Source organism: Spirosoma horti (assembly GCF_054776595.1).
Genome location: NZ_BAAHBQ010000004.1, coordinates 715,883 through 728,402, shown reverse-complemented (window position 1 = coordinate 728,402; position 12,520 = coordinate 715,883). Strand labels below are relative to the sequence as shown.

The following is a 12,520-nucleotide window of genomic DNA, read 5'->3' as shown; positions in this document are numbered from 1 at the left end:
GAGTAATTTTAATGTAACAAATCTACTGTATGAAAACGCTGGCATTGATAATCGGGCTATTAGGCATCTGTGCCGTTGCCTGGGGAGATGATCAAGAGCGCCGAGCCGCCAAGGCAAAGGATCGTACACCTGATAAGGAGCGTTATGGCTTTTTTATTGCTGATAATCGTTCCTGGACGCGGATTCCGTTTCAGCTCCATTCGAACCTGATCATTGTGCCGGTTAGTATCAATGGATCGGATACCCTTAAGTTTATTCTGGATACGGGCGTTAGCAATACCATTATTACCGATCCCAGCGCTTTTCGTAAAAAACCGCTTACCCTGACACGCAAGGTTAAAATCAGTGGGGCGGGAGAGGGGGGAAGCCTGACTGCGTCTATCGCTATCGACAACACATTGATGATGGGCGGCCTACGGGCAGCACACCATAATCTGGTTATTCTGGATGAAGACATTTTACGGTTATCGGAGTATGTAGGGACACCCGTTCATGGCATTTTTGGCTATGAAGTCTTTGCGAACTTCGTTGTAAACGTAGATTTCCAACGGCGCGAAATTACGTTGATGAAACCCGAAAAATACAGTTATAAGAAGCGTAAAGGCGACCGGTATCCGATTACCATTCAGGATACAAAAGCCTATACGGATGCGCTATCCGTATTTGATGGGGAAAAGAGTCTGCCGCTTCGGGTTGTGCTGGATACAGGTGCCGGGCATGCGCTGCTACTTGATCGATCGCGGAGTTCGGCCTCAATGCCAATGCCCGTCAAAAGTATTCGGGCCCAGTTGGGACGGGGGCTTAACGGCGTCATCAATGGAGTGATGGGGCGTATTCAGAAAGTCCGGTTTGGGCGCTACGAGCTGGATAACATCCTGGCGTCGTTTCCGGATAGTCTCGGATTTGGCATGAAATTGGTCGATATGCCCGAGCGGCAGGGAAACGTAGGCTGTGAGTTGCTCCGCCGTTTTAATGTCACGTTCAATTATCCGGATCGTTATATCGTCATGAAGCCCATTAAACGGCTCCTGAAAGAAACGTTTGAGCATGACATGAGTGGCATGGAACTACGAGCCAAAGGTGAACAATTTCGTAATTATTACGTCGATAAAGTCGTGGCTGGTTCCCCCGCCGATCTGGCTGGTTTAGTAGAGGGCGACGAAGTGTTGTTTGTCAATAGTAACTCGGCTAATGAATTGACCGTTAGTGATATCTATAAAATACTTCAGAAGGGGGAAGGAAAAGAAGTGTCGATTCTGGTTCGGCGTAATGGCCAGATTATTATCACGAGTTTTGTGCTTAAACGATTGATTTGACGGAATGCGGACAGGATGTCGGAAGGCCGCACCATTGCATTACACTAAGTCAATCCATGCGTTCTAGTTTAAATCGGAACGTAGTGCCCCGATCTACTTTGCTCATCACTGAAATCTTGGCTTTGTGGGCGTTCAGAATATGTTTGACGATCGCCAGACCAAGGCCTGTTCCACCCCGATCTTTGGAGCGGCTTTTTTCAACCCGGTAAAAGCGTTCAAAGATGCGGCTCAAATGTTCAGGTGGAATACCGGGCCCATCATCGCGAATGGATACGAGTATAGATTTTTTATCATCTTCGAAATTGACCTGCACGCGGCCATTTTCATTGCCGTATTTTACTGCGTTTTCAATCAGGTTCGTCATCACCTGTGTGATACGTTGCGCATCGGCTTTTACCCAAACGGGTCCGGCATGAGAGCTTTTTAGCTGGAGCGACGTATTTTTTGCATGCGCAATTTTCTCTAGTTGTTCAAAGATATCCTGCGTAACATGCGTCAGGTCAACCCGTTCGAAGTTCATGCGCACTTCTCCCGTTTCCAGCTGCGAAAGAGCGACCAGGTCTTTAACCAGCGCATCGAGGCCGTCGAGGCTTCTGGCAGCTTTCGCCAGGAATTTGTCCCGCACCTTCTCATCATCCACGGCCCCGTCGATCAGGGTATGAATAAAACCCTGAGCGGCAAAGATCGGCGTCTTCAGCTCGTGCGACACATCAGCCAGAAACTCCCGCCGGAAGAGTTCCAACCGCTTTAGTTCGTCAATTTCCTTTTGCTTCCGGGCGACATAGACAAAAATCTCATCGTTCAGCTTCTTGAATGGATTCGTATTCTTGATAATTGACTTTCGAGAGATATTAAAGTCGCGAATTTTCAGTTTATGAATGGTTTTATACATCTTATTTACCTCCCGAAAGACGAGAAGTTCAATCGCGTAGAAAACCAGAAAAAAAGAGATAACAAACGATGAGATACCCACCACAAAGAGCATGGTGCTGGTAACGCCTTCCACAAACGTCAGAAACGCCAGTGTTAACGCCGAAATCAGGCAGGCCAGTAAAAGCGCAATTAAGCGGGGACTTAGGGACATAGGGTAAAGTTAAGTAGTTTCCGGTTTGTCGTTTACGGTTGGCCAAGACGTAATTACTCGTGCGCTAGCCAACCATAAACGACAAACCGGAAACCATAAACTTCATTTATTCGGGCTGGTCGGTAAACATATACCCAACGCCCTTCAGGGTACGAATGTGGGTATCGCCGATTTTTTCGCGGAGCTTACGGATGTGAACATCTACCGTGCGTTCGAGAACATAAATGTCGGCACCCCAGATTTTTTGGAGCAACTCCTCCCGACTGCAAACTTTGTTCGGGTGCTGAGCCAGAAAGAATAGTAGTTCAAACTCCTTCTTCGGTAAAATCACCGACTTGTCATTCTGACTTACAGAATAGTTTTTACGGTTGATCAGCAGATCGGCAATGGCAATCTGTTCGCCGGGGTCTGCTTTCTGCGCTTCGCGCCGGAATAGGGCGTTAATACGGCTCATCAGGGCGCGGGGCTTGATGGGCTTGGTAATGTAGTCGTCGGCACCCACGTCGAAAGCTGCCACTTCGGAGTATTCTTCCGAGCGGGCGGTCAAATAAAGGATGAACGTCTGGCGCAATTCGGGTATATTACGCAGCTGCCGTCCGGCTTCGATGCCGTCCATATGAGGCATCATAATATCGAGCAGAACTAATTCGGGCATATACGTCTTGGCAATTTCAACGGCTTTTCGGCCGTCAGTTGCGGTACGGACGTCATAGCCCTCCTTGTCTAGATTGTATTCGAGCATCTCCACAATATCGGCGTCGTCGTCAACGACTAAAACGCGGTGCAGAGGTTGAGCAGCCTTGGCAGCACTCATACGGAACTGGTTTGATAAGAATGGTTTACCTTGGTAAAAGGTTACCGAATGATCGGTAGCCCGAAGTTACGTGGCTTATCTACAACGTTACGAATCAGGAATGCATACTTAACAAAAACTTAACACCTCCGAACGGTATATTTTTGCCGATCACTACGTGAAAATGAGTTTGTTATTCCTGGTATGAGACGGCTATTGTCGTGAATAAATACGAAATTTGTGGGTTGGTTACATCAGCCCACAAACCAAAATTACCAAAAATAACGTCTATAATTTGCGCTTGTCTCTACTTATATTATGAATATTCGCTCTCGGGAAATTGAACTCCCTGCCTACGCAAAATTAATCTGCGTGCTGCTCTCTCTTGTCGTTATTGTTTACGGTCTGCATGTATTGCAAGGGTTGTTGATTCCATTGGTTTTTGCCATTTTATTTGCTGTTTTACTATTTCCGCTGGCTAACCGGCTCGAAAACTGGCGTGTGCCCAGAGTACTGGCCATTGTTTTGTGTCTGGTGTTGACGCTGGGCGTTTTGACCGCCTTGTTCTGGGGTATTTCGGTTCAGATCAGTAACTTTTCGGAAGTGGTTCCAAAGTTTATTGAAAAGGGTACCGCCTATATAAACAGCTTGCGAACTTTTGCGGATGAAAAGCTCAATATTGATCGGCAACGGCAGGTGTCGGAGATTCAAAAGTATCTGAATCAGGCCCTGGCTGAGGGAGGCACTATTCTCACAACAACCTTACTGGCTACTACCAGCATTATCACGAATCTTTTCCTGATTCTACTATTTGCTTTCTTTTTCCTGCTTTACCGCGACTTCTTTCGGTCTTTTTTCTACAAAGTATTCGAAGATACCCGCCGGTCGAAAATTGATGACGTAATGAGTCGGATTTATGAGGTAGTGAAAGATTACCTGGCGGGTCTGGTGCTGGTCATTCTTATTATTGGTACCCTCATGACGGTCGGGTTACTTATTCTTGGCGTTGATTACGCGGTGTTTTTTGGTTTCTTCGGGGCCTGTCTGGTGCTTATTCCTTATTTTGGTATCTCGATGGGGTCATTGCTGCCAGCCGCCTATACGCTCGTCACGCAGGACAACCCAATTAAAGCGTTGGGTGTTATTGGGGTTTTTTTGTTTGTGCAGACCCTCGAAGGAAATTTTATCACCCCATATATCGTCGGTTCGAAAGTCAGTATCAACCCACTGGCGGCCATCGTTGTCCTGATCTTATGGGAAAACGTTTGGGGCCTGCCTGGGCTTGTGTTAGCCTTACCCATGACGGCAATTATAAAGGTTGTATTCGACTCGGTCGAAGCGCTTAAACCCTACGGGTTTCTTATCGGCGAAGCTGAGAAACCACGTCCACCCATTAAAAACTTCCAGGAACTTGCCGAACAACTACCCAAACGAGCCAAAAAAGTCGGTAAAGTCGAAGAGAAGAATTAAAGAGTGAATGAGCCTCCTGTTGAACCGCTCTTTCACTCATTCACTCTATCGCTCTTTAAAAATTCAGCGGATCAAGATTTTTAAAATGCCCGTTCATCCGAATGCGTTGTTTAGTCCGTTCCATATCCGATACCACCGGCAATACCTTGTTAAGGTGCTGAATCAGGAAAAGCTGGCGTTCGGCTTCGGTTTCGAGAGTCAAAAGCTCATACTCCTGTTCAATGGATAGGCCAACTTTGTGGGCTACCCGATAGGAGAGGTTTTCGGTCGAAGGGCCGTAATCGGTTTCAATCTGCAGCAGTTCATAAAGGCGCTCCAACCGCTCGATCAGGGCCGAAGAATGGGCACTGAAACTATCTCCTGACTCGATTAATTCGACTTCGCCACCTGCATAGAGCTTGCCAGACAAGGGATTTTCGAAATTCACCAGTCTGAAAACCCCCAGTCCTTTCGATTTAATATCCATCCGGCCATCTGGATAGCGTTTATGCAGCGTTGTCACATGCATTTCAGTACCATAGCCGGGTAATTTGTTATTCAAAAAAGCGGGTATGCCAAAGGTCTTTTCTTCCTCCAGACATTCGTCGATGAGCTGGCGGTAGCGTGGTTCGAAAATATGCAGATTCAAATCCTCGCCGGGATAAACGATCAGATTAAGCGGGAACAGCGAAAGCGTCTTTTCCATAGAGCTGAAAAGATACAGGTTTTTGCGAAAAATAGTCTCTTTTGCAATCTCTAAAGCGATAGGTGATCCGAAAAAATACGGTCAGACTCCACAAAACGCACCTGTCTGGCTCGTGCATCGGCATAAATTGGCTCGGCCAGATGACCTAGACCTGTCACATCCGACATGCAGTCGGTCACAACAACGATTTTCGCCACCAGTTCGGGGGCCACATCCAGAAGTTGCTTAAGGCTGTTGGCTACGCAGTGCGACTTGGCCTCGCCCATCAGGTAAACGCTATCGAAACGGGCTAAATCGGCAATAAGATCTGTGTTGAGTTGCGTTTCGGGAACGGCCGGATCGGGTACCTGGGCCCTAAAAATGCCAAAATGTTCGGTCAGCGGATACAACCCTTTTTGTACGGCCAAATAATCGAGATCCCGTTGCCGGGACCAGCCCTTTAGCGCATCAAGCAGGGTATCGTGCAGGGATGCACCGCGAGAGCCAATCAAACAATGTTCGGGCCAGATAAAATGCGTAAACTGACCATCAGCTTCAAGGGCATGGATGTATTCACGAGCTTTATCTGCCGAAAAACGGGGTTTCCAGTGTCCAGTATCCACATCGGCGGCCGTAATCGGAGTAAATGGGGCCGGGTGTTTCCCATCAGCATCATGCCAGAAGAGTGGGTGGGCAATGTCCAGCACATGATGCGTATCCAGCGTAACCACGATATGGTCAATCAGGTGAGCGTGTTTCCGAATCAGCCCCGCCATACGCTCAACATCCTGCTCGGCCCCCGGCACAAACAAGGCGCCGTCTGGATGGCAGAAATCAAATTGTGTATCGATTATCAGAAAAGCATTCTTCATAAACTCCGCTGCTCAGTTTTACCCAACAAGAAACGTGGGTAGGTTATTCGGTGCCAAAATTGCAAATCCACCGGTGAAAGTAAAGGGGAATAGTTAGAAATAAGCGAAACTCCGGTCGGCTTTCTCAGTCAATTAACCCGCGCTTGCCCCTTTTTCGTTACTTTGATGTATGAACTATAATGAACTTCAATTGCGCCTGTCGCCTGATTACACCGACATCCTGACGGCCGAGCTGGCTGAGCTTGGTTATGAGTCATTTGTAGAAACCGATGAGGGACTGAACGCTTATATTATCGAGCCTGATTTCAATGAGCAGGCCCTACAGGAATTGATTGCTAAATACGCTGCGCAGACAGCAATAGCCTATGAAGTCAATTCGTTAGAAAAACGGAACTGGAATGCCGAATGGGAGAGGGATTATGAGCCGATAGAAGTTGCCGACCAGGTCCGAGTCCGGGCGTCCTTCCATGAGTCGGATGCCCGGTTTCGTTACGACATTGTTATTAACCCGAAGATGTCGTTCGGAACGGGCCACCACGAAACGACAGCCATGATGATGGAGCAGCAGCTTAGTCTGGATTTTTCGGGTAAAACAGTTCTCGACGTGGGCAGCGGAACCGGTATTCTGGCGGTTTTGGCCGCGAAGATGGGGGCTGAAAAAGTGCTGGCGTTCGATATTGAGGAATGGGCCGTTGAAAACGCCCGCGAAAATGCCGAACTGAACGACTGTCCGCAAGTTGGGGTATTCATGGGTACAATTGCCGATGTTGATCCGACCAGCCGGTATGAGATTATACTAGCCAACATTAACCGAAACGTATTGCTGGCCGAAATTGCTACCTATACCAAGTTGCTAACCGAAAACGGGCATCTGGTAGTCAGTGGCTTCTATGACCACGATGCCGCTGATATTGAACAGAAAGCTGTTGCGGCTGGATTGGTCATGGCTAATCGGCTGACAACAAACCAATGGACGTCTTTATCATTTTACAAACTCTGACAGGAACACGGAGCAAACGAACGTATTTCCTGCCCGCTATCGACTAGATATGAATCGCATACAGTACAGCCTGATCATAACGCTCCTCACCTTAACCACCGCCTTGGGTCAGGCGGTGCGGCTTTCCGATAAACCGGATCAGTTTATGGCCGAGGTGCAAAAGTTGATGGCTACGGGTGGACCCGCAGCCGTTCGGGCCGGGACAGATCTACAGTCGCTCTGGTCGGAAAGTAAGTTGTCGGCACCGCAACAGGAGCGTGTGATGGCACTCAGCCGGAAAATGAACCAGAAGCGGCTTCCGGCGGCTACTCATTTTGTGCCGTTTTATGAAGCACTTTACCAGGCCGCCAATGCCCCGCAGGCCGGACCGGCTACCGTTGACGGTATTTTAACAATCGCCGAAAAGCTCTTTGACGCCAATGATCCTAAGGTGTTTGCTCGCAGTCTGGAAACGGCCCGGCGGTTTATGGAACGGCGCGAACTGTATGCCAGTACCTACAATAAGCTCTACGCACTGGGCGGTACCTACCAGTTTCGGTATGTAGACGGCCTGCAACCCGTGCAGCCGGGAGCTGTTCAAACACCCGCCGACTCAATCGCAGCCGTTAAAGCAGCCATTGAGCGCTCTCGGTTTGATGGTTGGGATACACCTGCTTCAACCGACTCGACACAGCCCCGTCAGCTTGGCCCTCAATACATTCCGCAGCGTCGGCCAATGCCCGCCGTCGTCGGGGTGGTACTCAGCCTGAAAGACGTTTCGCTGGCCATCAGGGCCAATGGCGATTCTGCCGTTCTGGCTAATACTAGCGGTAATCTGATGCTTAAAGAGGGCATTTTAGTTGGACAGGGAGGGAAGTTTACCTGGGAGACGGCCGGCCGACCCGATATTTTCGTTACCTTAAGCGACTACGCGATGCCGGTTATGACTCCCCGGCTTCAGGCCGACGATGTGACCCTGGCGTATGGCACAAGCAAGCCCGTAAAAGGCGTTTTCGAATATGTCAGTAAGAAGAAAGGCGGGCCTGTAACCTATCCGCGCTTCATGTCGTGGCAAAACGATGTGAAACTGCCCGATCTGGGCCCTGATCTGGAGTATCGGGGTGGTTTGGCTTTGTCGGGCACGCAGATGGTGGGTGCGTCAGCTAGCGGGCAACCTGCTCAAATCATTGTGAAATACAACGGCAAACCGGCCTTTAAGGCGAGCAGTCGCCGGTTTGAGTTTGGCTTGAGTGACACAACAAAGTTTGTCAGCACCAGTTCGGGGGCGGTTCGCCCTGACTCGACCCAGGCCGGGTTGGCGCAGTCGGGTTTTAATACGACACCTGAACCCATCAAAACGACCGGGGCCAGTGCGCGATCCATGATTTCGGCTGCGTCTGCTGCCTTTGTGGGTTATGTCGATACGGATTCGATTTCGCATCCATCAGTGATGTTTCGCTATGACAAGAACCAGCGGATTGCCTGGCTCGACCGCGAACAACGAACGGATTATGCCCGGGTGCCCTATGCCGATTCGTATCACAAGTTTTACATTATGCCCGAAGTGGTGCGCTGGGATTTGCCCCGTCGGAAAGTCGATTTCTATCAGGTGGGTGCCAAGCGTGAAGTACCTGTTCGTTTCGAATCATACGACTACTTTCAACCCCAACGCTATGCCGACCTGACGGTTGATTATGGGTTCCACCCGCTGCAAATCGTCGCGAACTACATCTCGACCAAAAAACAGCAGACCTTCCTGGACGACGATATTGTCCAGTTCGCGAAAAATGTCAATTCAAAATCGTTACGGGGAGCGCTCAACCGCATGGTGCTGGAAGGGTATATTGACCGAGACCCAAATACCTCTCTGATGCGATTGAGCCGGAAAGGGTACCTCTACGTTTTAGCCTACACCCAAAAACGGGATTACGACAACTTCCAGGTACAGTCGCTGTTTGCCTCAAACGACAGCATCAAAAATGCGACCATCAACCTCGACGATAAACTACTGACGATTCGGGGCGTTGAGCGATTTGTTTTGTCTGATTCATTAAAAATAGTCGGTTTCCCATCCGACAAAACCCTGCGGGTGGGGAAAGGCCGGGCCTTTACGCTAAATGGTCAACTGAAAGCGGGAAACCTCCGCTACGCAGGCCGTGATCTTAAATTCGATTACGACAAGTTTGGCATGACCATGAACAAAATTGACTCGATCACTTTCTCGTCGCCGAAACTGGCGGCCCAGGGCAAAGAAGGTGAAATTGGGGGCGACATTAAATACGAGAATCCTGGAACGGTTTACCTGGGTAGTGCCGACAACAAGTCGGGGCGGATTGCGGGTAAGAAAACCACCCAGCGCCTGGTGATGCCCGAGGGAATGACGGTTTATTTTAACCAACCTGTTCGGGGAAATATTCTTTACAATCAGAAAGTCTACTTCAAGATTCCGGCCATTGACAACGACAGTCTGGGAAAAGGGGATATCTCGTTCATCGGCACGTTCTACTCCGATGGTATTTTCCCGCCTTTCAAAGCCGAGCTAAAAACAATGCCCGACAATACCCTTGGTTTCGTGCACAAAGCACCGGCAACGGGCTACCCGGTGTACAGTAGTAAAAAAGGCGCTGCGCCCTCGACGGTTAAATTCACCGGCGAGTTGACCATGGATAAGAGTGGACTTCGGGCGGAGGGCATTCTGAATCACCTGACCGCCAGCCTCAACACCAAGGGTATTCTGTTCATGACTGATTCGCTGCTGGCTTCGGGAGAGAAAGGCGAAATTAAAGAAGGTGTGATCGGGAAAGGCTATTTCCCGCAGGTTCAGCTGAATAACTACAGTTTAAAATGGTGGCCCAAAGCGGATAGCATGGTCATCACGACGCAGAAAAACAACTTCAATTTTTATAATGCTACGACCAACCTCGAAGGTGGATTGGCGCTCCGCTCATCGGGCTTGTTTGGCAACGGAACCTTACGACGGAAAGATTCCGAAGCTATTTCGGGTAGTATCAAGTTCAACAAGGAAGGGTTTATTGCCACAAATGCCCAGTTCAAAATAATCTCGGATAAAGAAACGCCAGGCACCCAAATCGGCAAACCCATTCTGCTGGGCAATGGCATCGACGTCGATTTCAACCAGACGAAAGGAATTGTCGGCTTGGTTATCAATAAAAAGGAAAGCCTGGACGATACAATAAGCGCCAGCATGGAGTTTCCGTTTGCGGCCTACAAAACCAGTATTAACCGGGCGGTATGGAACATAAATGCGAAGACGATTGCCATGAAGGGCGACGTAAAAACATCAACGTTCACCGCTACGGCCGATGAACAGGAAAAGCTGACCTTCAACGGATCGGCTGCCTTGTACGATGTGGAAAAACGCGTGCTCAACATCAGCGGTGTGCCCTATGTTACCTCCGCCGATGCCCGAATTTACCCCGAGAAAGGCCAGTTAACGATCCGTCGAAATGGGGAGATGTTACCGCTGAAAAACGCCCGGCTGGAACTGGATACGATCAGTCTGTTTCACCGTCTGAAAAACGGAAACATTCAGATTCTGTCCCGCACGCGTTTTGCGGGTGATGCAACGTATCAGTTTGCAACGGCTAAAGGTGACACGGCCAGTATTAAAATGGGCAGTTTCGAGCTAAAAGAAGCCCCCGCTGTGGCACCGGCAACCCTGACGGCCGATACAAAGAAAACCCCTAAAAGCCGCCGGAGTAGTAGCAAAACGGCAGCAACTACGACGTATTTTACCGTTGCCCGTGCCGAGGTGGATGAGGACGATAACCTGCAACTGGCGCCGAAAATGCTCTTTAAAGGGGCCATTACCATGCAGGCTCCCGCCCCCGACCTGGCTATGGACGGCTTCATTAAACCAGCCTTGAAAAAGCGGCAGGATCTGGTGGGTGGCTGGATTCCGTTCAAGGAAAAGGTGGAGGAACGGCTGGAAGTAAAAGTTGATAAGAACTTAAAGAACGAAGGTGGGCAACCGTTGGTGGCGGGTATCCATTTCCGGCTGGGTGGCGCGGGTCTTTATCCAACGTTCTTGTCGCCAAAAGAAGATTCGAAAGACGACGACCTGTTTACGGCAACGGGCATTATGCGGTATGACGAAAAGGATAAGGTGTACCGGATCGCGTCGAAAGGCAGTGATCTCGCTGCTGGAGAACCCGTGGCTGCGGCTACTACTACGGTGGATAGCGTTAAGACTAGCCCGGTCAAAACGGATAGCACGAAAGCCGACAGTACAAAAACCGATATCGCCGTTGCGGTTGTTGAGGAAGAGGTTGAAAACGCGTTCACGTTCAACGATGCTCGTGGTCTTATGACGTTTAAGGGTAAGTTAAACCTGCTGAATGCTGCTCCACATGAGTACTTGCTGGCATCCGGATCAGCGCGGGTGAACATAGATAGTAGCCAGTATCGGTTCAATACGTTGCTGGCGTTTGCTTTTCCCGTACCGGATCCAATTAATGGGCTCATTTCGGATAAACTAGTCAAAGCGAATCTGGAAGAGAAAAATGACGAAGCTGCCGACGATGACCTGAACCGATTATCGGATAAACTACTGCCGCTAATTGGGCAGCAGGCGGTGGATGCCTACCGGGTCAAGGCTCAAAATCAGCACGCACCGCTCAATCAGGCATCCCCGAAACTGAACGCCATGCTGGTGCTGGCAAATGCCAACCTGCGCTGGTCTACGAAATACAATGCGTTCTACAGCACGGGTCGGTTAGGCGTCTCGAACATGATGGCGACGGACATAAACGCTCAGATGGATGGTTTTATCGAAATTCGGAAAGGGGCCAACGGCGATGAAGCGAGCATTTACCTGGAAGCATCGCCGGATGTGTGGGTATTCTATGATTACAAACCGGGCAGCACGCCAACGGCGCTTGGGCAATTAGCCATTGTAACTTCAGAGCAGGAGATCAATGACCGGTTGTTGGCTGGTTCAAAGAACTCGTCAAAAGCCACGCTTGACGTCGTTGCGGCCACGGCGGATGAGAAAGCTCTTTTTGTGGATCGTTATCTGGACCAGTATAAGACGAAAGCCAAAGCGGCTCCCAAGCCTAAGCCACAGCCGGGCCAAAAAGTGGTGAAGGAGGAGAAAAAGAAAGACGAGAAGAAAAAAGACAAAGAAGCCGAGAAAGAAGGGTTTTAACGGTTAAATCAGGTTGACCCCTTTTCGGTCAGATTGGAAGGTTTATTCTGTTATTCCGAAGCCAGAGGGAATCTTCAAATGGGGTGATTTATATTACCCGAAGATGCCTCCTGGCGTCGTAATAATACACACGGGACTCGGAAAAGGCTCTTTTTTTAGCAGATTCTCTGTTTAT

General features: G+C 49.4%; 8 protein-coding genes. 4 read left to right on the top strand and 4 right to left on the bottom strand.

Annotated features, from left to right (window positions below; all coding sequences use genetic code 11):
* Positions 1 to 29: 29 nt before the first annotated feature.
* Positions 30 to 1,316: a pepsin/retropepsin-like aspartic protease family protein gene (locus ACYVAM_RS14725; protein WP_461068200.1), complete on the top strand. Its 1,287-nt coding sequence runs from the start codon at positions 30 to 32 to the stop codon at positions 1,314 to 1,316.
* 49 nt (positions 1,317 to 1,365) lie between these two features.
* Here ACYVAM_RS14725 and ACYVAM_RS14720 read toward each other — a convergent pair whose 3' ends face one another.
* Together ACYVAM_RS14720 and ACYVAM_RS14715 are read right to left on the bottom strand one after the other, a co-directional pair.
* Positions 1,366 to 2,400: a sensor histidine kinase gene (locus ACYVAM_RS14720; protein WP_461068198.1), complete on the bottom strand. Its 1,035-nt coding sequence runs from the start codon at positions 2,398 to 2,400 to the stop codon at positions 1,366 to 1,368.
* A 106-nt stretch (positions 2,401 to 2,506) separates the two neighbouring features.
* Complete coding sequence (locus tag ACYVAM_RS14715) at positions 2,507 to 3,214, bottom strand: response regulator transcription factor (protein ID WP_046578271.1); 708 nt, start codon at positions 3,212 to 3,214, stop codon at positions 2,507 to 2,509.
* A 297-nt stretch (positions 3,215 to 3,511) separates the two neighbouring features.
* Here ACYVAM_RS14715 and ACYVAM_RS14710 point away from each other — a divergent pair, with 297 nt between their 5' ends.
* Entirely contained in the window at positions 3,512 to 4,663 is a 1,152-nt protein-coding gene (locus ACYVAM_RS14710; RefSeq protein WP_461068196.1) for an AI-2E family transporter, read from the top strand.
* Positions 4,664 to 4,718: 55 nt separating this feature from the next.
* Here the strand turns inward: ACYVAM_RS14710 and ACYVAM_RS14705 are convergent, their stop codons facing one another.
* Both ACYVAM_RS14705 and ACYVAM_RS14700 read right to left on the bottom strand, forming a co-directional pair.
* Complete coding sequence (locus tag ACYVAM_RS14705; RefSeq protein WP_461068194.1) at positions 4,719 to 5,348, bottom strand: LON peptidase substrate-binding domain-containing protein; 630 nt, start codon at positions 5,346 to 5,348, stop codon at positions 4,719 to 4,721.
* 50 nt (positions 5,349 to 5,398) lie between these two features.
* Positions 5,399 to 6,199: a cysteine hydrolase family protein gene (locus tag ACYVAM_RS14700; RefSeq protein WP_461068192.1), complete on the bottom strand. Its 801-nt coding sequence runs from the start codon at positions 6,197 to 6,199 to the stop codon at positions 5,399 to 5,401.
* 169 nt (positions 6,200 to 6,368) lie between these two features.
* Here ACYVAM_RS14700 and prmA point away from each other — a divergent pair, with 169 nt between their 5' ends.
* Entirely contained in the window at positions 6,369 to 7,199 is an 831-nt protein-coding gene (prmA, locus tag ACYVAM_RS14695) for a 50S ribosomal protein L11 methyltransferase (protein WP_461068190.1), read from the top strand.
* A 49-nt stretch (positions 7,200 to 7,248) separates the two neighbouring features.
* On the top strand, positions 7,249 to 12,345 hold the full coding sequence (locus ACYVAM_RS14690) for a hypothetical protein (RefSeq protein ID WP_461068188.1): 5,097 nt from the start codon (positions 7,249 to 7,251) through the stop codon (positions 12,343 to 12,345).
* Positions 12,346 to 12,520: the final 175 nt, after the last annotated feature.

Excerpts from the sequence above, each read along its gene's own strand:
- ACYVAM_RS14725 (WP_461068200.1), top strand. The coding sequence starts at position 30 with ATGAAAACGCTGGCATTGATAATCGGGCTATTAGGCATCTGTGCCGTT.
- ACYVAM_RS14720 (WP_461068198.1), bottom strand. The coding sequence starts at position 2,400 with ATGTCCCTAAGTCCCCGCTTAATTGCGCTTTTACTGGCCTGCCTGATT.
- ACYVAM_RS14715 (WP_046578271.1), bottom strand. The coding sequence starts at position 3,214 with ATGAGTGCTGCCAAGGCTGCTCAACCTCTGCACCGCGTTTTAGTCGTT.
- ACYVAM_RS14710 (WP_461068196.1), top strand. The coding sequence starts at position 3,512 with ATGAATATTCGCTCTCGGGAAATTGAACTCCCTGCCTACGCAAAATTA.
- ACYVAM_RS14705 (WP_461068194.1), bottom strand. The coding sequence starts at position 5,348 with ATGGAAAAGACGCTTTCGCTGTTCCCGCTTAATCTGATCGTTTATCCC.
- ACYVAM_RS14700 (WP_461068192.1), bottom strand. The coding sequence starts at position 6,199 with ATGAAGAATGCTTTTCTGATAATCGATACACAATTTGATTTCTGCCAT.
- prmA (WP_461068190.1), top strand. The coding sequence starts at position 6,369 with ATGAACTATAATGAACTTCAATTGCGCCTGTCGCCTGATTACACCGAC.
- ACYVAM_RS14690 (WP_461068188.1), top strand. The coding sequence starts at position 7,249 with ATGAATCGCATACAGTACAGCCTGATCATAACGCTCCTCACCTTAACC.